Below are 19380 nucleotides of genomic sequence, written 5' to 3' on the forward strand. Positions count from 1 at the left end.
ACCTGCCATTCGCTGTTGGCAGAAATCGTTTGTGGGTAGCGGCGAAGACTGGATTGGGTCATCGCCCATCGTCAATATCTTCCCTTCCCTGGCATCGGCTACATTCGTGCTGCAGGCCGGGCTCGTTCTCCTGGGGTCGAATATCGCAACCGCGCCGCCCAATAGAGCCGGACGAAACGCGCCCCCGAGCCTTGCCAGGCCAGTGAACGAACCGGCGCGGCGCGCCTATCCGAACCTTCAGGTCATCGATGAGACGGGACTGGTCGTCGCGCCGTTTCCGCAGGCGGCGCTGTTTCTTGCCGGAAAGGCCCTAACGCCGTATAGCCGGGCCGGTGGCTCGGCCGGGTGCCTGACTGATTTCTTCGTCGGCGCGCATGCTGCGGTTCATTAGGTTTTGCTACCAACGCGAGAGGTTGGTCGACACCGGTCATACTTCCCAACTGTCGTTGCGATCTCAGCGGCTCATTGATTTCGGAATTTCGGCCGGTTCGCCGCCGGGACGACCCGCTCGAAGAAAAGCAGTTGCTCCTCGCCAGTCATATTTGAGGCTTCAAATATCAGCCTGTCTACCCGCCGAACCGCCCCAGCCTTCTTAGTCAAAGCTGCAATGACCTTGGCCGGTGTCTTTGGTGTCAGCGTCATCGCAAGGGCTTTTGGCCCCGCCTCGAGTTTGGCGATGCCAAGCCGTCCCGCTGCAAGCTGCAGTCGGGTTGTCCGCAAAAGCAGGAGTACATCCTGCGGCAGTTCGCCAAACCTGTCCTCGAACTCCTCTTCGAGGTCGTCCATCTCGCTCAGTGTGGATGCCCTCAAAAGCTTGGCGTAGAGATTGAGCCTCACCGCCGGATCCGACACATAGTCCGACGGTATAGTGCCCGCCACACCGAGGTTCACGATGGCACGCAGCGGAGTACCCGCTGGTTGTTTGCGCAATCTCGCGACGGCACCTGCAAGCAGCTTCTGGTACAGGCCGATGCCAATAACCTTCATGTGCCCGGCCTGGTCCTCGCCAGCAATGTCGCCCCCGCCGCGCAAGTCGAGATCTCGAAGGCTGATTGAAAGGCCGGCGCCCAGGCGGTCGTTCTCGACGAGGGTCGAAAGCCGCAAGCGCGTTTCATCGGAGAGCTCGGCGTTTTCTGTCAGAAGAGTGGCGATGCCCTGAGCTCCGCCGCGCCCGACACGCCCGCGCAACTGATGGAGCTGTGCCAGCCCGAACCGGTCAGCCTGCCATACGAACATGGTATTGGCGCGTGGCACGTCGAGGCCGTTTTCGATGATATTGGTGGCGAGAAGGACGTCGCCGTCGCCTTCCGCAAAGCCAACGATTGCTTCATCGATGGCCGCCGCCGGCATGTCGCCATGCGCGACCTTGACGGAAAGTTCCGGAACGATCTTTCGCAGTATCGTCTTGACGACGTCTATGTCCTCGATACGAGGCACTACAACAAAGCTCTGTCCTCCGCGGCGCTTTTCGCGCATAAGGCCGGTCCGCATTGACGCGTGGTAGAATGCCGAAAGCGAGGTACGGACCGGCCGGCGTCTAAAGGGCGGGGTGGTCAAGAGGCTCACTTCGTGCACGCCCACCATCGCCGACTGCAAGGTCCGGGGGATCGGCGTCGCCGACATGGCGAGCGTATGAAGAGACGGTACGAGAGTGTTCATCGCCCGTTTTTCTTTCAACCCGAAACGGTGTTCCTCGTCGACGATTACCAACGCAAGATGGGCAAAGCGGACGTCTTTCGCAAGGATCGCCTGAGTCGTGACAATGACGCCAATCTCGCCAACGGCCAGTGCCGCCTTCACCTTTTTCGCCTCCCTCGGCTTGAGCAGGCGAGACAACATGCCGACCGAGACGCCGGTCCCTGCGAAGCGACGCGTAAACGTGGCAAAGTGCTGACGGGTCAGCACGGTGGTCGGGGCAATAACGACCACTTGCCCGCCGGCAAGTGCTACTGCTGCTGCAGCACGTAGTGCGATTTCGGTCTTGCCAAAGCCAACGTCTCCGCAGACAAGGCGATTCATCGCGCGTCCAGTCGCGAGATCGGAGAGGACTGATCTGATGGTTTCGGCCTGATCATGAGTTTCGGTAAATGGAAAACGCCGCGTGAAGGCGGAAAATCCGGCACGGGGCGGAACGAATGCCTCTGCCCGCGATGCCTGCCTGTGCTTGGCGAGCTTTAAAAGATGACGCGCAGTCGACTGGATGTCCGCTGCGATCTTTTCACGCTTGTTCTGCCAAGCATCGGTGTGAAGGCGGTCGAGTGTGACGGCCTCGGGTTCGGAGCCATAGCGCCACAGCTTTCCAAATTCCTCCATCGGCACGAGCACCGAATCCCCATCGCGGTATTCAAGGCGAGCGGCGTCGCGACAAACGTTCTCGACGGCTATGCTTTCCAGGTCTCTCAGAACCCCAACGCCATGGTCTTCGTGAACAACGACATCGCCGATCCGAAGCTCCGGCTCGACCAGAAGTGTACTGCAATTGGAAGCCGTGCTTATTCCATCGGCTGCGGCGACGACCGCTATCCTTTCTGTCACGTCGATAAACCCCTGGTCCAACTCACAGGCCAGTTTAAGAACAGTTCCGGGCTCGGCCTTCAGGACCGCCTCCCAGGTATCGATGGACTGGGGCGCCGTCCCGGTTGCTTGTCCCAGACGCCGACAAAGGGCTTCCGAGCCGTTGCCTTTCCCGGAAATGACGACCTTCAGCCCATGTCGCAGGCAGTCCTGCATCCAATTAATCAAGGCTGTGCGAGGGTAGGTGTCGGATGCCTCTGTAGGTAGGTCACCGCCTTCTTCGAGATCCAGTTCGCGTGCCGACACGCTGCTGGCCTGCCGCTCCCATTCGGCGCGGTCGAGGTAGAGCGAACGAGAGGAGGGGGCCTCCACCTCGCCGAAATCCTTGCGGGACTGGCGAGCGTCGTCGACGATCTCAAGATAGCGCTCCACCTGGTCGGTCGCACCCGGAGCGAGAACTACGGTGGCGTCGCCCAAGAAATCGAATACGGTTGGCATGTCTTGATAAAGGCGCAGAAGCAAGCGCATCACGGTATCCGAAGTCGGAACAAATTCTTCTGTAATGCCTTCGGTCAGAATAGCTTCGGATGCCGGACCGAATATCACCTTATCGAGATAACTCTCTGTCCGCTGAGACACACGGTCAAAGCCTCTCAATTCCAGAACGCTATCGTCCTTTGAAAGGACGATACGCAGAGGTCCTGGTGCGCCAGCAGGGTAGATGTCAATCACGCCTTCCCGAACTGCGAGCTCGCCGGGATCGTCCGCAACGCCTTCCTCCACATAGCCGGTCCGTTGGATGAAGTCTGAGAATGCGTCGCGATCGAACGCTTTTCCGACGACGAGTTCGAGACGGCTGTTTGCGATGACGGTCGCTGGCGGAATCCGTTGAAGCGTTGCATCGAGCGAGGTCAGAAACAATCGCGGCGCGTCGCTGGGCATGCTCCAGATCCGTAATGCGTCCATCCGCAAACCCATACAGCGCTGCGAAGGCGGCACGCGATCATAGGGCAGGCAGTCCCAAGGCGGCAAAACAATAATCTCGATGTCGGGGAAAAGGGCGCTGACGGCGTCAGCAATTTTGGTAGCCGCGCCTTCGCTCAATGCGACATAGCACAGCGATCGTTCCGAGCGTCGTAGCGAGGCAACCAGCCTCGTTGCTACCAAGCCGGGCGGCGGCTTAAAACCTTGCATTTTTTGGGCTGCGGGAGGAGATGCGGATGCCTTTTCATCTCTATACTCAACGATGCTCACAGGAACTGCCATTCTCTCGTCAGTGATATTACCAACGTGTAAGAACGGGGTCTTAATCAGCTTGTTCCACTCAGACAGAGGCAGCCTATCACTCCGAAGGCATCCTCAGCGGTTTCGCCCAGTGCCCTCACGCTGAAATTCTTCGGGCTGAAGGTCGGCGAGGTCTCGGGCGGCAAGTTCGAGGAGAGGATACGCGAACTCGTCGAGGCGGACCCCGATCTGGCGGAAATCATGGAGCCCTTCCTCGCTGGTCGACGCAAGCTGCGCGAAGAGTTCGCCAAACCGGACAAGAACGTTCTCCAGGAGGCAAAGCATGATGAAGTTTGCAAGCGCCTGATGACGGTGCCAGGGGTCGGGCCGGTTGTCTCCCTCGCCTATGTCTCGACGATCGATATTCCCAGCCGGTTTCGCAATTCGCGGGCGGTGGGAGCCGTACTGGGCCTCACCCCGGTGCTCAACCAGTCCGGCGAAAGCAAGCGGGTCGGTCACGTCTCCCTATGCGGGGATGCCATGATGCGAAAGCTCTTCCGTTCCAAGGCATGCCGACTGTTCGATACCTATCAAGGCGGCCAAGCCTAAAGTGTCCATGCCGAAGACGTAAGCATCAGATCGTAACTAATACACAGGTAACGATCTCGCGCCAGACTCACGCCGGTCCGCACGCCATTTTCCGAGCAAACGCCTCTTTCGAGCTTCGTCGAGACTCCATATTCGAGTACGTTGGCGAAAAAACGCTCCACCTTTCACCTGCCGGTTTCCTTTTGTTTTCTGCCTGAGCGGAGAGGCTTTGGCTTTGGCGCGCGTGGATCAATTTCTGCGAACAAAGCTGAAACGTTCACCGAAAGAACCCGCGCAAACGCCTCGAGCGTAGCGACGGTGACATTTTCCATGCCTCTCTCGACCCGTCCGACATACGAGCGATCGATCTCGGCCTCGAGAGCCAGTCTTTCCTGAGAGAGACCTTTGGCCACACGAAGTCGTCTGAAATTCCAGCCGATGGTTTGTCGAACGTCCATCCCATAACAAACGCATATTCACGGCTTGACAATCGACGGACTGATAGTCCCTAATTAAAGCTGCAAGGAGGACGCTCCCATGGAACTACGCCAGCTCTCCTACTTCGTCGCGGTGGCCGAGGAGCTGCATTTCGGCCGGGCGGCCGCCAAGGTCCGCATCGCCCAGCCGGCGCTCTCCAACCATGTGCATGCGCTGGAGCGCGAACTCGGCTGCGCGCTGTTCATCCGCTCGACCCGGCGGGTGGAACTGACCAGGGCAGGGGAGATCTTTCACGAGCGCTGCGTCGGGATCCTGAGCGAGGTCGATCTGAGTGCCGAGATCACTAGGGCGGTGGCCGGCAAGACGATAAGGCAGATCAGGATCGGCACCGTCTATCCGGCGACCACCGGCGTTCCTGGCGAAAATCGCCCGCAAGTACCCGGATATCCGCATCCATATATCAAGCGGCAATACCGGCGACATCATCCGCGGCCTGGAGAACGGCCAGATCAATCTCGGCTTCATCCGGCCGGTGGGAAACATCGGCTCGTTGCGCTTCTCCTCGATCGCCCATGAGCGCTATCTGCTGGCGGTTTCCCGTACCAACCGGCTGGCGGAACAGGCGGAGATCGTCATCGACGACCTGCGCGGGGAGAAGATCATCGCCTTCAATCGCAAGAACCTCTCCTACACAGAGCGGTACTTCAACGAGAAGTTCGAGGAATACGATCTGACCCGCAACATCGCTTACAGCTGCGACGACACCTATTCGCTGGTGTCGCTGGTCTCGGCCGGCCTTGGCATCGGCTTTGCTCCGGAATGGACCGAGGGCCTGCCGAACCGGGCCTTCGAGCTGAAGGCGGTCAGGGGCATCGACTTCCGGATCGGGCTTGGTGTCGCCTGGAATAAAGAGGATCCAACCGCCTCGCGCGACGACATCGTCGATATCGCCCGCTCATTGGCACGGCCGGGCAGGTGAGGCGAGGGAGCCCACGGGTACCATGCAAACGGAACGGCTTTGCCGGGGGCAGTCGGTCCCGGGTTCCGCTCGTTCCCGAGCGGCGCTCCGCTAACCCTCCTGCGGCTGCCCTTTTAACCGGTCAAGCCCTGCGCGAACTGGCGCCGGCGCGGACGCGCCTTTGCCTGGTATGCTCATTGTTTGTGAGGGGCGTGCCTGCCGTGGCAGGCAGGGCGTCGACACGAGAATTCGACCGGCCAGGAGCAGCGCATGTCGATCGCTGCCATAGCTGAAACGCCGTGTCTCTACGAGGGAGGATCGGCTTGAGCACTCAATGGGATCTGTCGACCGGTATGTGCAGGAAAGCTCCCGCCTTTTCGGCGGCTGCTCGCAAGTGCTTGTCTCTTGTCCACAGCGTTGCTCGCTGCTCCAGGAGGATCGACGCCAACAAGTGGGCATCCGTGTAGCCAATACCCATGCTGAAAATGCCATGTCGATCGATCATTGTCATGACTTCGTCATGCGTGGCGACGATTGCTTTGCGCTGGGCCGCAAGAAAAGCTAGGACGCTGCGGCGATTCCGCAGGCTGCCAAGAGCCATTTCGCCGATGACGCTCGGGTGCAAAGTAGTCGATCATCTTCGATCACGCAGCGTAGCTCGGCATTCATATGGCGGAAGTGATCAATCCAAATCGAGGTGTCCGCGAGTATCACTTAGACGCCGGGCTCCGGCGGCGCGGAGCTGCCTCGGCGTCGGGCATGGTTCCTCCCAGCGCAATGAGGCGTTTTCCCGATTCCACGCGAACAAGTGTCTCCAACGCTTGGCGGATAAGCGCTGCGGTCTCCTTGGTGCCGGTCAAGGACCTTGCTTTGTCCAAGAGTGTGTCGTCGAGATTGATCGTTGATCGCATCATCCGCCTCCGTGACAGAGCACACAAAGTGGCACCATTTGATGATAAAATCTATGCATGGGAGCAGCCAAGGCGCGCGTCGGCCGTTCGCAGAAGGATGACGTCCTTGCCCTGGTCAATTCCAGTGGTCTCGTCGAGCCGAGGGACAGTGGACAGCCTACATCCCGCGTCAGCGCCTGCACGTGATTGGAACGCGCCGGCTGGGCGTCTGCGCCGTGGTAGCATCCGGTCCTGTTTCAAGGGCGGCGGGAAGCAACTCAATGAGCAGATGCGCTGAGGGCTGCTTTTGCCGTTGCCAGCGAGCTTGGCGCACCGGATCGACCGGCAAGCAGGCTCAAAGGTTCGTTTCACTTATTCAGCGCATCTTTTAAAGCCTTGGCCGGCGTAAACGCCAGCTTCTTGGCCGCGGCGACCTTGATGGTCGCGCCAGTTGCCGGATTGCGCGCCTCGCGCTCCGGCGTTGCTTTCACTTTGAACTTCCCAAATCCTGGCAGCGAGGTTTCGTTACCGTCCATCGCAGCTTGAGTGATCGAGGCAATCACGGCCTCGACGATCGCCTTGCCCTGTGCCTTCGTCAGGCTGTGGTCGCCTGCAATCTTGTCTGCGATTTCATTCGTGGTGGTCATTGTGCTTCTCCGCATCATTGTTCCTGGGGAATCCCTGACAGCGGATTGAGCTTATGTCATTGAGGCACTGCGGCATCGTGTGTTGAATTGCCCGGATTTCCACAGTTTCCGAACGTCGCCAGCCTAGCCCGCCTTATCCGTGCCGCTTCCAGGAAAGGAAGCGCAGCTTCCGTCCACCGCGGACACCTGTTCCTTCTCTGCGCCCGCTTTCCAATTCTGCCCGCGCAACTCTTAGCATCGCAGGAATGAGCGCGTTGATCGAATTAGTCTCGAAGCAAAACGTCTGCCGGCCTATACTATTGCCGATCTCGGAAATCAGCAGTCGCCTTGGCTTTGACGAAGCGACCAATTTTGTAAAATTCTTTCGGCGAGAGACAGGTTCAACTCCGCGCATACTTCGCTGAGAGGCTATCCGAAACGCCGGATCTTTGACCTGTCGGACGCGTTGCATCGAGGCCGCAGGTGTCCATGCTGCCACACTGTCGGGCTGCGCTACGTCTAGCTCTCTGCCTTTAAGGCATGCTTGACGCGGAGGATGGTAATCACAACAGATCCCACAACCACCGGAACAGCGACGAGCATGATCATCGGATCGAAATGGAATCCTGCGTGGTCTGCTGTCTCAAATATAAATTTCAGCAAGCTCAGCAAGTAGTAGCTAATCGCGATCATCGAAAAGCCTTCGACCGCGCGCTGGATCTTGACCTGCGTCGCGGCCCGATCAGCCATCGCCTGGATCTGTGTAGAGTTCTGGAACTCAATCTCGACCTGGATTCGGGTTTGTAGCAGGTCGAGCAGGTGCATCGCAGCCCTTGATAGGTGCTCAAGCCTCAACGCGGTTGCTTCGCAGGTACGCACCGCAGGCTTGAACCGGCGCTCCACGAAGGTTCCGAAACGTTGAAAGCCGGGGACATGGGTTTCCCGTAAAAGCGCGATCCTTTCTTCAACGATTTTGGCATAGGCAGCGGTTGCGCCAAACCTGTTTCTGGTTTCCGCGGTGGCTGAAATGATATGCGAGGAGAGAACAGTAATTTCCTCGAGCAATTGTTTGTGCTGATGTGCAGGCGTACTCAAGTTTCGATTGGTCAGCCGAACGAGCTCCGCGTCATATCCGCCCAGAAGCGGGGCAAGACGACGCGCCTCCGGCAATCCGAGCAGCGCCATTGACCTATAGGTTTCGATCTCAAAGATCCGCCGTACCATGCGCCCCAGCCGATGTGCATTCAGGTCCTTGTTGAACAGGATGATCCTGCTTGAATTGTCCCCTCGAACGCGAAAATCGGAGCAAACTTGCGCCGCCCCGCCGCCGATTGATGACGCGGCGGTGTCGCCGAAGTCGAGGGATTTTAGAACCGTTCCCAGCTGGTCCGGAGGGTTTCCGAGGACAAGGATACTCACGTGGCAAACGAGGAGAGGAGAGCTCAACCCTGCTAGCCGCGCAAAATCACCCTCACAAAGGTCAGTTTCCGGCCAATCCTCGGGCTCGCTGGCCAATTTTCGGACCCGCGTGACAGTCACGAACTCAGTGTGCCGTTCCACTCTGACGGAAATTCCACCATCAGCTTGGAGACTATCGTGGAACTCCTTGATCACGCCATCCGACGGCATGAAAGCAAAGTGTTCGACGATCGCCGGACCGGTGAAATAAATCGACGGTCGAGCGTGAAGCTCCGAGTTGAAGTCTGCGGGCTTCTGTTCAAAAGCAGCTGGACGAGACACCTGTGGTGCGGAAGCAGACCCCGTTGGGAAGAATGCTTCCTCTGCGCCCTTTGAATTCATGTCTGTCTTCCCCATTTCCGAAAGCACACCATCGGCAAGCCTATATGAAGCCAATGCAGTCAACTTGAAAAGCCCTGCGTGAGTGCAAATGATTTGGCGCCCTCGTCGAGGTGCGAGCTGTAGCGGTCGACTTGTGCGGCAAGCCAGGGGCGTTGCTTTCCTGTTAACAGGACTAGACACTCGGTCGGCTGACGCCGAGCGTGCCCCCATGCACACCTCCGAGCTTTTGAACGGACATACGGGAGGTAAGGCCGATAACACCTTCGTCAGGTCCGACGAACCGTTTCCTTGTTAACACGCGTCTTAAGCAACCATTCAGACGACATGCATTGTCATCTTCTAGTCTTTCCAGGCATCCTGCTCGGGCAGCTCAAAATGGCCGCAACATTGTGACGCGAGGTGAAGTTATGCTGACCGAACGCGAGGATCAGTTTTACATTGGTGGGAAATGGCAGGAATCTGGGGACGCAAACCGTCTGCCTGTTGTGAATCCCGCGTCGGAACGTGTTGTCGGGCATATTGCTGCGGGCGGTGCTGATCACGTCGATCTCGCGGTTGCTGCTGCGCGCGACGCGTTCCCAGCCTTTTCTCAAACATCGGTGGCTGAACGGCTCGGTCTGCTCGGCAGGATGCATTCTCTCCTGAAAGAAAGAGCAGAGACGTTCGCGGAGGCGCTTGTTATGGAAATGGGGGCGGCGATCAGCTTCGCGCGGGCTTCCCAGGTTCCTTTTGCTTCCGAGCACATCCGTGTCCAGATGGAAACTCTCTAGAAGTACCGCTTCGTAACGATTGATGGGCGTACCGCGACCGCCAAGGAGGCGATCGGGGTTTGTGCGCTGATCACCCCCTGGAACGGGCCACTTTAACTGCGAAAGGCGCTCCCGCGATTGCGGCAGGCTGTACCGTCGTCCTCAAGCCCAGTGAACTATCACCTTAAAGAGGCGCCGGGCTGTTGCCGTTACAGCCGCGCAGCAAAAGCGGCCCTCGTCGCACTGGACAGACAGATCATATGTTTGGCATTCGCGACGGCAGCACGAGCCACGGATATCAGAAGCGCGGGCGCAAGCCGGGTAAAAGGAAGGATTTCATGAGCGATCCGGACTTGATTGCTAAGCGACAGAAAGCTCTGGCTCGTATGGAGGCTGCAGAATGAATGGTGGCGAGCATATCTCAACGCTAAAGCCGAAGGCATCTCATCAGCCCCCGCTCCTCCCTAGCAACCCGGCCTAGCCGGTCGGATCGGGGGCTGATCCGAGGAACAAGTGTCGCGTTTCTAATTGGCTAGAACCGTCGCGGCTCTAACCAGCTTTGACAAGTCGAAATAGTGGGTCCGGCGTTCCGATCCTTTCAAGAGCTGAGAATGAACGCGTAACGACATCATCTTTACGAACTTACCTTGTAAAGATGATGTCGTTACGCTATATGGTCCTTCTAGACAGGAGCTTCCCATGCCGACCTCGCACACAGGCAAAAGCCCGGACGCAAGCGTGGCGCTGAATATGCGCATCAAGCCTTCGACGCGCAACTTGATTGACCGCGCCGCCGAGATGCTAGGCAAGACACGTACAGATTTCATGCTGGAGGCTTCCGAGCGCCGTGCCGAGGAAGTACTACTTGACCGGACGATCTTCACTGTCAGCGCAGAAATCTACGCTGAGTATCTGGCCCGGCTCGATGCGCCAACACAGCCCAATGAGCGTCTTAAACGCACCATGTCGACCAAAGCGCCGTGGGATGAGGTGTGACCTTAAGCGTACCCGCGCCACTTGGTGACCATCACGAGCTAGCCGAATTCCATTCTGGTGTCCCTGAGCTTGACGATTGGCTGCGTCTCCGCGCCCGCGCCAATCAGGCGCGCGGCGCATCACGTACCTTCGTCGTGTGTGAGGCGAACCGCGTCATCGCCTACTACGCCCTCGCTTCCGGCGCGGTAAGGCAATCGGAAGCGCCGGGGCGTTTCCGGCGGAACATGCCTGATCCGATACCAGTCGCCGTGCTTGGACGCCTTGCCATTGATCAAACCTATCAGGGACGTGGTTTCGGCAGGGCGTTAGTGCGCGATGCAGGTCTGCGCTTGATCAATGCCGCCGAGATACTGGGGATTCGCGGCGTTTTGGTCCATGCGATCTCGCATGACGCACGAGCCTTCTACGAAGCGGTTGGTTTCCTGCCTTCCCCGTCCGACCCCATGATGCTGCTAGTCGGGTTGCATGACCTCAACAACGCGTTGACCTCCTTACCAAGCTGATTGCTAAATCGCTGAAACCAAATCACGAACTTCGGCGAAAGTAATGAGGTGCCGAGGGTTCCGATCCGTTCAAGAGCACTAACGGGCGGGGCCTCGGCTCAGTCGCACCGATTTACAACGATTGCTTCGAGTCTTTCTCGCAACACCTGAGCGGGAACTGTAATCTTGGACAGATTTGGCTGGATTAGAGTGATTCAGTTACGGTATCCGTCGGACTGCGAAGCGATTTGCGCGAGCGGGACAGCGAGAGAAGGCACGTCCGCATCTCCTAAAGCAGGACCTTGATGAACGCGGATATGATAGTCGCCTGGGCGGTGGAAAATGGATTCCATGCGATGGATTCCGGGGAATTATCGTCGCCATGACAATGCGGGCGTGATCACGATCGAGATAAAGAGGATGCCTCTCGCACTGTCCTCCAGCTCCTGAACTGGATGAGGCTGGACTTTGCCGTTTGTAGAGCGCCCCATTCTAACATTTTGGTGCCGACGCTTGGGAGCCTTTCAAGCGATCATCGCGCGATTGTGGATGCCATCCCACGCCTGCCATTCGCGCATGGTGAAAAAGGTTAGGCGCTTGTGGTAATCCCCGTTGACGATCTCACCAATCGCGCACCTTATCACGCTTTGATAGCGCAACGATACCGGAGCCAGTTCTTGATTGGACAGCCAGCTCCGATTACGAGTCCGATGGCGACTTGCAATAAAAAGGTAGCGATGTCACCAAATGAACCAGCAAAAGCCTAGAGCAACGCTACGAACCGTTGCCCAGCACCTACTTCGGCTTTCTGTTTGCGGCGGTCGTGATCTCCAGCCTGCCGCTGCTCGTCCTCTACCTTCTGTTCAGAAAGCACCTTCAGGCCGGGTTCTCCATGGGCGCGGTCAAGGGCTAGGCTCAGCCCGTGTCGTCACTAATTTGCAAAAGCAGGAGTAACGAACATTCTTTGTGTAGAAATCCTTGGACCGCGTCAGGCGCAGGTCTCCCAACGGCCGGAACCGCAAGCCTCCGGTGATATAGTCAAGATCCAGGTCCTGATCGCGCCCATGTGCACGGAATGGCAATCTTGGCGTTCTGGCAAGCTTTCGTGTGAGCTCGGTCATGAGGCGGTCGGCGTTGTTGTCGATGCCGCACAATCAAAGCGCCTGAAGGTCGGCGACCGCGTCATCGTCATGCCGCATGCCGGCTGTGGCGTCTGCCCGGCTTGCCGCTCGGGGGAACATATCCACTGCACCTCGCAGCGCGATCTTTTGGACGAGACGGGTTCATCGTCCGGCATCGGCTGTTACGCCGAATTCCTGTTGAAGCCGGATTACCTGTTGCAACTTGTCCCTGACGACATCGAGACGCATCACGCCGCAATGGCGATTTGTGCCCTCGGTCCGAGCTTCACGGCGATGCACCGCATGCACGTAACCGCACAGGATACCATGCTGATTTCCGGCTGCGGCGCCGTCGGCCTTGGGGCGATCATCAATGCGCGAACAATTGGCGCGCGCGTCATCGCGCTCGAATTGAACCCATATCGCGCTGCACTGGCGCAGGAGTTGGGAGCAGAGCTGGTCATCGACCCCCGTGCGCCGGACCTTATCGAGCAGGTGCGGGCCGCAAGCGGCGGTTATGGCGTGGATGCGGCCCTCGACACCAGTAACAATGAGGGCGCTCCCGCAGTGGTCCTGGAGTTGCTGCGGGCGCGGGGGAGGCTTGCCTTCGTCACCTGGAGCGGTTCGCTACCGGTCAACCGCATCACGGGCAAGGGCATCGACATCTTTGGCGCTTGGCACTGGAACCATGACGTCTTCGCCGAAGAGTTGTTGCAGCGCGTGCGCGATGCCAGGCCGCTTCTCGACAGATTGACCACGCATCGTTTCGCCATGTCGGAGGTCGCGTCTGCCTTTGCTCTTCAGGAAACCGGCAATTGCGGAAAGGTGCTGCTCTATCCGGGCAAAATTCCTCAGGCCTGAAGGCCTCAGAGACAAGATGCGGCCGGGGACGCGTTGGCCGCCGCCCGCCAACAGAATCAATTTGGGAGACTATTCATGACGTTCAGACTCGGTGGCTATGGGATCGAATATGGGGGTGATCCCGAAGCCTATGCACGCGCACATGTGGAATTCGGGTACAACGCGGCCTACATGCCGACCATCAAGCTCGAGAACCGCCAAGAAATCGCCGATCTGGTGAAAAGCTTCGCCGCCGCCGATCTCGTCATTGCCGAGGGAGGTGCCTGGAAAAACCTCATTGCCCATGATGATGTGACGCGGAAAGCCAATCTCGAATATGCCGTGCATCAACTGGCTCTGGCGGACGAACTGGGAGCAGGCGCCATCGTCGCCTACCACGGAACCGTTGGCCATCCCGATGACCGGTGGCAGCTGAGCGACAATTACGACTATGGCCCGCATCCAGACAATCAAAGCGAGGCTGGATTCCAGCGCGCGGTCGATACGGCCCGCTATGTCATCGATATGGTGAAGCCCAAGCGCACCAAGTTCTCGTTGGAGATGGTGCCGTGGCTGGTGACCGATACCCCGGAAAACTATCTCAAATTGTTAAAGGCGATCGACCGGCCGCAGTTCGGAGCCCATATTGATGCGGCAAATATGGTCATCTCGCCGCGGCTCTATTTCAATACAGGAAGGATGATCCAAGATTGTTTCGCCCTTCTTGGACCCTGGATCGTTTCGTGCCACGCGAAGGATCTGGTGATGAAAGGCGGACCTGGAACGATCTCTTTCCATTTGGATGAAGTCGTGCCCGGCGAAGGTAATCTCGACTACAAGGCTTATGTCACCGAGATTGCCAAACTCGGGCGCGAAGTTCCGCTCATGCTCGAGCATTTCGATGTGCCCGGCTATCGGCGTGGCCTCGCGCACATCAAGACGGTCGCACGCAGCGCAGGGGTTGTTTAAGAGCGGTGACCAGCTACGAAACTCTTGTGACGATTGGACGGGCCGTGCGCCCCAGGCGCGTCACCGTTCGTTTATACTCCCGAACACATCGAGCAGGCACGCTGAACGAGCCGCAGGCGAAACCTTTCAGGTGGAAGGGGTGTTCATCGGATGCGGAATGCCGCGAGCAAATGTCACGGCTTCCTCCTTCAGCCAGTCGGCAAACCGGACCGCGCTTTTCTTCTTGCCAAATGACGGGCCCTCGATCAGGCGATAGGCATAGCCGGGCAGAATGGGTCCCTCAATTCTGCGCAACGTTCCGTCGCGCAGTTTCTCATCGACGAGTACATTGCTCGTCAGCAATGGACCCAGGCCACGTTCGGCGGCGTGAATGGCCAGTGTCTCTTCACTGAACCAGGATATCTTGAAATCGCCGCCAACCTCGTGCGGCGTCTCCGCCAGCCACGTCGACCACGTCGGGCAAGGGAATGCGGGGTTCTTCCACTTGTAGGCAAGCAGGGGGCGCTTGCGGTAGTGGTCGATCACGGGCTGCCGCTCGGAGTTCGATATCGATGAGGCGGCCACGGCCAGATAGACGTCCCGCAGAAGTATCATCGGTTTCGCCGCGAGATCGACCGGCCCGTACCGTATGGCGAGATCGATGCTTTCGGCCCGGAGGTCGACCACTTTTTCCGAGGCGTGGACGTTTACGACGACATCGGGAAAAGCGGAATGAAACCGGTCGAGCCTCGGCATGAGCCAGCGCTCGGCTAACACCTTCGTCATCGAGACGGCGACGACATCGGCTTCTTTTTCTCCGGAAACCTGAGCAAAGGCTTCGGCCAACTGATCAAAGCCGTCACGCAATCTCGGATAAAACGCAGCGCCCGCCTCGGTCAGGACGACTGCCCTTCCCGAGCGTTCGAAGAGCTTCTTGTCGATCAATTCTTCCAGTTGCCGGATCTGGTGGCTCACGGCCGTGACCGTGACGAAGAGTTCTTTCGCCGCTGCGGTGAAGCTGCCGTGTCTTGCGGCAGCTTCGAAGGCCCTCAACGAATTCAGCGGGGGAAGTTTTCGCATTCCAGCTCCTCGACGTATGGATCGGCGGGTCTTCATAACACGGCTGCATCTCTTGGAAGGGCGATAGAACTATTCCATCCTTGTTAGAGCCGTTGAAGCCTTGATGCCGGCCGGACGCAACGTCCTGGGCGGTCCTGCTATCTGATATCGATACCCGCATCCATGGAAAGACAAAACCCGCCTGTCCGGCGGAGCGCGCCGTCTTCATCCGATTTTGAAATGCGCCTCGGTCGGGTCCATGTTGTTTACGGGTACCATGTCCTGGGGGCAGGCGGAGAAGACGATGATGAGATCCATCTCCGCCCTGAGGGCGATGTACTCGCCCGGCTTGCTGGCCGGAGGCTGGAATGAAAGGGCACCGTCGGCTTCGACCGGAACGTTCATGAACAGGTTGAGAGGGCTCGGGGTTCCCCCGGCCTTGAGCTGGATTGCCGCAAGCGCATTGTGGAGATTGTCGGTGCAATTGTCGTGATAGCCGTGTGCACCGAGTTGTTCGTATCGGTGAATGTCGCAGGCTGCCATCAACGTATCGTGGATACCGGGGGTCGTATCCTCGACGATGGTGAGAATCGGTTGGCGCCTGTTCGTCTTGAATACATCCCCGGCTTTCGGAAACAAGGTGAGCATCGACGCCCGGCTGTGCTCCATCGACATGAATTCGGTCAGGTCGGTTGCGTTATAGGCCCAAGTATCGACAACCTGGGATCCATGGGTGTTGATGACGGTGACCACGCGACCGGCGGCGACATGTGCGGCGATCCCTTTTCGGGCGGGAATCCGATACACCGAATTCGAATCCAGCTCTGTCTGCTTGTTCATTCCTCGAGACCTTCCGTGTCGTATCGTTGTGAATCAAAGAAGCAGAGTGGCTTAGCGAATTCCAATAATAATAATGGCATTCACTATAGCTAAAACCTATAATCAAATGAACCGATCACAGGGCGACAGGTTTGGCGTAATAGGGTAGATCATCCGTCCGCGCCTGATAACGGCCGGCCTTTTCCAGCTCATCGACATAGGACACAATTTCCTCCAGCGGAGCGAACCAGACATCTTTCGTGGAAAGGGTGTGTTCAAGCCAGCGCTCGACGACGCGCCATCGGGCCAGACGCCCCGTCAGGAACGGGTGCCAGATGCCCATCCAGAATCCACCAGCCTCGTATTGCGCATCGAACTCCTCGAAGGAGGCCGCGAGACCTTCCGTCGGCGACTTTACGGGCATCATGTAGCCGATCTCCGCGAAATGCGCGAAGGGAGGCCAATCGTCCGAGCCCCAGTGCGGCGGCACCTCGAAAAGCGCGCCTCCCGCGGTTTTCATTCTGTAGGGAATGTCGTCCGCCATCAGGGATGAATCGTAGGTGAAGCCGTGTTCGATCAGGAGGTCGATCGTCGACTGAGTCGCGTTGTAGACGGGCGCTCTGTATCCCCGCGGTCTGCGTCCCGTCATCCTGACATGCACGTCGAGCGCCTTTTCGAACCAGTGGCGCTGTTCCGGCGGCGAAATCTCGCTCGGGTCCTCGTGGATGTATCCGTGATGGCCGATCTCGTGGCCGCCCGCCAAGATGGCATCAACGATGTCGGGATACTGGTTCATCGTCCAGGCCGGGATGAAGAAGGACTGCTTCAGACTAAGGCGCCTGTAGGTCTCCAGAATGCGCGGGACGGCAACCTGATCGTACCTGCCCATGGTGATCGGGTACAAACGGTCGAAACTGTCTTTTGGTTTCGCGATATGGATGAGACTGTCCGCGTCGATGTCGAAGGAGATCGAGCAGGCGCATCGTGCTCCGTTTGGCCAGGGGATCGGGTTCTGGATCATGGTTATTTTCCTTGTGATCTGAGAATATGGTCGATGCGGACCGCCGATCGAAGCAGGCGGCCATCGTGGCCATTCGGTGCTGAGAACAGAGCCGAGGTATTGCCGCCGGAACCGTCAGTGCCGGTCGGGATCGCGAAGCCCGGCATGTCGAGAAAGCTTCCGATCATCGTCAGCGACAGGGTTTCCAGGTTGACCCGCGAGAACACGTCGTCGTCTTCCACATCGAGAAGGTGCGGAGCCGCATGTTTGACCGTGGGGATGACAAGTATCCGGCCTCTGAGTGCCTGTGCCGCGTCGAGCATGAGTTGTCGCCGCTCGCGGTAAAGCGTGGTGACCTGCTCCTGAGAAAACCCTGATGATGCGAGGAGCCGCGAACGGACCCTACGGTCCAGGATGATACCGTTCTTGCTTGTCACGACGTCCTTCAGAAAAATCCACGCCTCATGGGAACCCAACCAGCCGCTTGTGGCGATGAGGTCGCGCACCCGTGAAATGACATCGACGCGGCCGGAGGTCACTCTGGCACCGGCCCGCGCAACCGCTGCCAGCGCGATTTCCAGATTTTTCCTGACGTCGGGCTGGACATCCAGTTCATTGAGGATCGCGCTATCGATCACGAGATCGAGTTGGTCCGTCGGGAGGGGGCGGACAGGCTCCGGGGCGATCCCGCGCATGGCCTGATCGATCAGCAGGCAATCCGAAGCGGAGCGCGCGATGGGGCCAAGCGTATCGAAGGAGCTGGCAAGCGGATGGACGCCCCGCATGGGATATCGACCCGTGGAGGGCCGAAATCCGTGCAAGCCGTTGAAAGCGGCGGGAACGCGAATGGACCCGGCCGTATCGGAGCCGATAGCGGCGAGGACGACGCCCCGCTCGACCGCGATCGCCGAGCCTGAAGACGACCCGCCCGGGACGCGCTGTTCCGGGGCATAGCCGGGAATCGGAGTTCCAAAATGGGGGTTGATGCCAAGGCCGGAGAACGCAAACTCGCTGAGGTTTGTTTTTCCGATCGATATGAGCCCCACACCGTGGATCGAGGAGACAACCTCGGCATCCTCTCGGGCCGGTGCCAGATTTCTGCGGATCTCCGATCCCGCGGTCGTCACGGTTCCGGCAATGTCGAGGAGATCCTTGACCGCAATCGGAACACCGTCGAAGGCACTCAGCGGCTTGCCCTCCCGGTGGCGACGATCCGACGCTTCGGCCCGAACCAAAGCCTGATCGGCCTGGATGGATATGAAGGCATGGGGCGCGGAGACGGCCCGCGACAATGCCTCATCGACAAGCTGCATCGATGTTGTTCGACCGGTGGCAAGGGCCAGCGCGACTTCGGAAAGGCTTTGCATTTGGAGTTCTTTCCGGCTCACTCGGCAGCGATCGGGCAAACTTGGCCGATCAGCTGGTCGACGAGGCACGGCACCGCCTCAAAAGCCTCCCGGACCGATTTTTCATGCCTTTCGTCGCCGAATTCCTGATAGTCGATGGCAAGCACGTGGCTCTCTTCGACGCCGAGATAGTTGGCGCAGGTGACAATGTGCGTCTCCAGATGGTTCATGTGTTCGCGAACCCCACCGACGCCGAAGCCGAACTCGCCTCTCGCGCTGAGTATGACGAGCGTCTTGCCCGACATGATCGGTGCCAGGGGGTAGTCGCCTCTTTGAAGATCGAAAGTGAAGGTTTTCCCGATCCGGATGACTTTGTCGAACCAGGACTTGAGAGCCGCGGGCATTCCATAATTGTGCATCGGCGCGCCGATGACGATCAGGTCTGAACGGCCGACCTCGTCGATGAGGGTGTCGGAGAGCTTCAGTTCCCGCTGTTGAGCCGGAGTGAGCGTCTCGGCGGGCGTGAAGACGGCGGCGATCCATTCTTCGGTGATGATCGGCGGTGGAGACCGTCCGATATCACGCGTTATGACGACCGCCGACGGATCCTTTGTCTTCCAGTGATCGACAAAGGCCGCGGAAAGCCGACGGCTTAAGGATCGGTCGCCGCGAGGGCTCGCATCAATATGCAAAATCGTGGTCATGAATATGCCTTTCGCTGAAGATCTAAGACCGTTGGATCATCGCGCAGATCGGCATGCATGCGTTATTGAGGTTTCTTTTGGAACTCTTGAGTTAAACTTAAGAATAAATCCCGGCCAGAACGCAGAGGCAGCCATATAGGGCTGCCAAGCAATCCCGTCTTACATGCTTCTCCCCTACTTTCCACTTTGGCTCAACCCGGGTTGAGAAGTTTTCATTTTCATAAATCTGTCACACCTGCGGAAAGTGGCGTCCGGGAGTAGGAGCAACAACCTGACAG

Annotated in this window: 16 protein-coding genes and 6 pseudogenes; 10 read left to right on the forward strand and 12 right to left on the reverse strand. The window is 58.4% G+C overall.

Annotated features, from left to right (window positions below):
- Nucleotides 1-31: 31 nt before the first annotated feature.
- Nucleotides 32-391 carry a hypothetical protein gene (locus AC244Q_RS34365; RefSeq protein ID WP_245460545.1) on the forward strand — a complete coding sequence of 120 codons (360 nt, stop codon included), beginning with the start codon at nucleotides 32-34 and terminating at the stop codon, nucleotides 389-391.
- A 71-nt stretch (nucleotides 392-462) separates the two neighbouring features.
- Here AC244Q_RS34365 and AC244Q_RS34370 read toward each other — a convergent pair whose 3' ends face one another.
- The gene (locus AC244Q_RS34370) at nucleotides 463-3780 is read right to left on the reverse strand and encodes a DEAD/DEAH box helicase (protein WP_487764173.1); all 3318 of its coding nucleotides are present in this window, start codon (nucleotides 3778-3780) and stop codon (nucleotides 463-465) included.
- 120 nt (nucleotides 3781-3900) lie between these two features.
- Between AC244Q_RS34370 and AC244Q_RS34375 the strand changes: the two are divergent.
- Nucleotides 3901-4308 (forward strand): annotated as a pseudogene (locus tag AC244Q_RS34375) (transposase); the annotation flags it as partial.
- 203 nt (nucleotides 4309-4511) lie between these two features.
- Here AC244Q_RS34375 and AC244Q_RS34380 read toward each other — a convergent pair.
- Entirely contained in the window at nucleotides 4512-4784 is a 273-nt protein-coding gene (locus tag AC244Q_RS34380) for a helix-turn-helix domain-containing protein (protein ID WP_128407019.1), read from the reverse strand.
- 79 nt (nucleotides 4785-4863) lie between these two features.
- Between AC244Q_RS34380 and AC244Q_RS34385 the strand changes: the two are divergent.
- Nucleotides 4864-5743 (forward strand): annotated as a pseudogene (locus AC244Q_RS34385) (LysR family transcriptional regulator).
- 310 nt (nucleotides 5744-6053) lie between these two features.
- Here AC244Q_RS34385 and AC244Q_RS34390 read toward each other — a convergent pair.
- The 5 genes and pseudogenes from AC244Q_RS34390 to AC244Q_RS34410 form a co-directional block, all read right to left on the reverse strand.
- A pseudogene (locus tag AC244Q_RS34390) lies at nucleotides 6054-6436 on the reverse strand (type II toxin-antitoxin system VapC family toxin).
- Complete coding sequence (locus AC244Q_RS34395) at nucleotides 6433-6633, reverse strand: type II toxin-antitoxin system VapB family antitoxin (protein ID WP_012760413.1); 201 nt, start codon at nucleotides 6631-6633, stop codon at nucleotides 6433-6435. The pseudogene AC244Q_RS34390 and the gene AC244Q_RS34395 overlap by 4 nt, the downstream one beginning before the upstream one ends.
- A gap of 107 nt (nucleotides 6634-6740) precedes the next feature.
- A pseudogene (locus AC244Q_RS34400) lies at nucleotides 6741-6839 on the reverse strand (LysR family transcriptional regulator); the annotation flags it as partial.
- A 141-nt stretch (nucleotides 6840-6980) separates the two neighbouring features.
- A complete protein-coding gene (locus tag AC244Q_RS34405) occupies nucleotides 6981-7259 on the reverse strand; it encodes an HU family DNA-binding protein (RefSeq protein WP_012760412.1) in 279 nt (92 codons plus the stop codon).
- Between the two features lie 498 nt (nucleotides 7260-7757).
- On the reverse strand, nucleotides 7758-9038 hold the full coding sequence (locus AC244Q_RS34410) for a DUF3422 domain-containing protein (protein ID WP_012760411.1): 1281 nt from the start codon (nucleotides 9036-9038) through the stop codon (nucleotides 7758-7760).
- A gap of 407 nt (nucleotides 9039-9445) precedes the next feature.
- Here AC244Q_RS34410 and AC244Q_RS34415 point away from each other — a divergent pair.
- From AC244Q_RS34415 to AC244Q_RS34445, 7 genes and pseudogenes are all read left to right on the forward strand, one after another.
- Nucleotides 9446-9972 (forward strand): annotated as a pseudogene (locus AC244Q_RS34415) (aldehyde dehydrogenase family protein); the annotation flags it as partial.
- A 27-nt stretch (nucleotides 9973-9999) separates the two neighbouring features.
- Nucleotides 10000-10191, forward strand: a pseudogene (locus AC244Q_RS34420) (ISNCY family transposase); the annotation flags it as partial.
- 295 nt (nucleotides 10192-10486) lie between these two features.
- On the forward strand, nucleotides 10487-10783 hold the full coding sequence (locus AC244Q_RS34425; protein WP_017997340.1) for a type II toxin-antitoxin system TacA family antitoxin: 297 nt from the start codon (nucleotides 10487-10489) through the stop codon (nucleotides 10781-10783).
- Complete coding sequence (locus AC244Q_RS34430; RefSeq protein ID WP_128407782.1) at nucleotides 10780-11286, forward strand: GNAT family N-acetyltransferase; 507 nt, start codon at nucleotides 10780-10782, stop codon at nucleotides 11284-11286. The genes AC244Q_RS34425 and AC244Q_RS34430 overlap by 4 nt, the downstream gene beginning before the upstream one ends.
- 763 nt (nucleotides 11287-12049) lie before the next feature.
- Nucleotides 12050-12178, forward strand: a complete 129-nt coding sequence (locus AC244Q_RS34435) for a hypothetical protein (protein WP_017997338.1) — start codon at nucleotides 12050-12052, stop codon at nucleotides 12176-12178.
- 61 nt (nucleotides 12179-12239) lie between these two features.
- Nucleotides 12240-13247 carry a zinc-dependent alcohol dehydrogenase gene (locus AC244Q_RS34440; protein ID WP_432431636.1) on the forward strand — a complete coding sequence of 336 codons (1008 nt, stop codon included), beginning with the start codon at nucleotides 12240-12242 and terminating at the stop codon, nucleotides 13245-13247.
- A 75-nt stretch (nucleotides 13248-13322) separates the two neighbouring features.
- Complete coding sequence (locus tag AC244Q_RS34445) at nucleotides 13323-14195, forward strand: sugar phosphate isomerase/epimerase family protein (RefSeq protein ID WP_003555097.1); 873 nt, start codon at nucleotides 13323-13325, stop codon at nucleotides 14193-14195.
- A 126-nt stretch (nucleotides 14196-14321) separates the two neighbouring features.
- On the opposite strand, the gene AC244Q_RS34450 is transcribed toward AC244Q_RS34445, so the two are convergent.
- The 5 genes from AC244Q_RS34450 to AC244Q_RS34470 all read right to left on the reverse strand — a co-directional run bounded on the left by AC244Q_RS34450 (nucleotide 14322) and on the right by AC244Q_RS34470 (nucleotide 19102).
- Nucleotides 14322-15290 carry a LysR family transcriptional regulator gene (locus AC244Q_RS34450; RefSeq protein ID WP_348630200.1) on the reverse strand — a complete coding sequence of 323 codons (969 nt, stop codon included), beginning with the start codon at nucleotides 15288-15290 and terminating at the stop codon, nucleotides 14322-14324.
- 168 nt (nucleotides 15291-15458) lie between these two features.
- A complete protein-coding gene (locus tag AC244Q_RS34455; RefSeq protein WP_003555093.1) occupies nucleotides 15459-16073 on the reverse strand; it encodes a DUF1989 domain-containing protein in 615 nt (204 codons plus the stop codon).
- A 115-nt stretch (nucleotides 16074-16188) separates the two neighbouring features.
- Complete coding sequence (locus AC244Q_RS34460; RefSeq protein WP_128407785.1) at nucleotides 16189-17073, reverse strand: polysaccharide deacetylase family protein; 885 nt, start codon at nucleotides 17071-17073, stop codon at nucleotides 16189-16191.
- Between the two features lie 2 nt (nucleotides 17074-17075).
- The gene (locus tag AC244Q_RS34465; protein WP_017997335.1) at nucleotides 17076-18419 is read right to left on the reverse strand and encodes an amidase family protein; all 1344 of its coding nucleotides are present in this window, start codon (nucleotides 18417-18419) and stop codon (nucleotides 17076-17078) included.
- Nucleotides 18420-18436: 17 nt separating this feature from the next.
- On the reverse strand, nucleotides 18437-19102 hold the full coding sequence (locus AC244Q_RS34470) for an FMN-dependent NADH-azoreductase (protein WP_003555084.1): 666 nt from the start codon (nucleotides 19100-19102) through the stop codon (nucleotides 18437-18439).
- Between the last annotated feature and the right edge of the window lie 278 nt (nucleotides 19103-19380).

The sequence above is a fragment of the Rhizobium sp. CB2179 genome, from assembly GCF_057653455.1.

Coding starts and splice junctions, on each gene's coding strand:
- AC244Q_RS34370 (WP_487764173.1), bottom strand. CDS start 3,780: ATGGCAGTTCCTGTGAGCATCGTTGAGTATAGAGATGAAAAGGCATCC.
- AC244Q_RS34380 (WP_128407019.1), bottom strand. CDS start 4,784: ATGGACGTTCGACAAACCATCGGCTGGAATTTCAGACGACTTCGTGTG.
- AC244Q_RS34395 (WP_012760413.1), bottom strand. CDS start 6,633: ATGCGATCAACGATCAATCTCGACGACACACTCTTGGACAAAGCAAGG.
- AC244Q_RS34405 (WP_012760412.1), bottom strand. CDS start 7,259: ATGACCACCACGAATGAAATCGCAGACAAGATTGCAGGCGACCACAGC.
- AC244Q_RS34410 (WP_012760411.1), bottom strand. CDS start 9,038: ATGAATTCAAAGGGCGCAGAGGAAGCATTCTTCCCAACGGGGTCTGCT.
- AC244Q_RS34425 (WP_017997340.1), top strand. CDS start 10,487: ATGCCGACCTCGCACACAGGCAAAAGCCCGGACGCAAGCGTGGCGCTG.
- AC244Q_RS34445 (WP_003555097.1), top strand. CDS start 13,323: ATGACGTTCAGACTCGGTGGCTATGGGATCGAATATGGGGGTGATCCC.
- AC244Q_RS34450 (WP_348630200.1), bottom strand. CDS start 15,290: ATGAAGACCCGCCGATCCATACGTCGAGGAGCTGGAATGCGAAAACTT.
- AC244Q_RS34455 (WP_003555093.1), bottom strand. CDS start 16,073: ATGAACAAGCAGACAGAGCTGGATTCGAATTCGGTGTATCGGATTCCC.
- AC244Q_RS34460 (WP_128407785.1), bottom strand. CDS start 17,073: ATGATCCAGAACCCGATCCCCTGGCCAAACGGAGCACGATGCGCCTGC.
- AC244Q_RS34465 (WP_017997335.1), bottom strand. CDS start 18,419: ATGCAAAGCCTTTCCGAAGTCGCGCTGGCCCTTGCCACCGGTCGAACA.
- AC244Q_RS34470 (WP_003555084.1), bottom strand. CDS start 19,102: ATGACCACGATTTTGCATATTGATGCGAGCCCTCGCGGCGACCGATCC.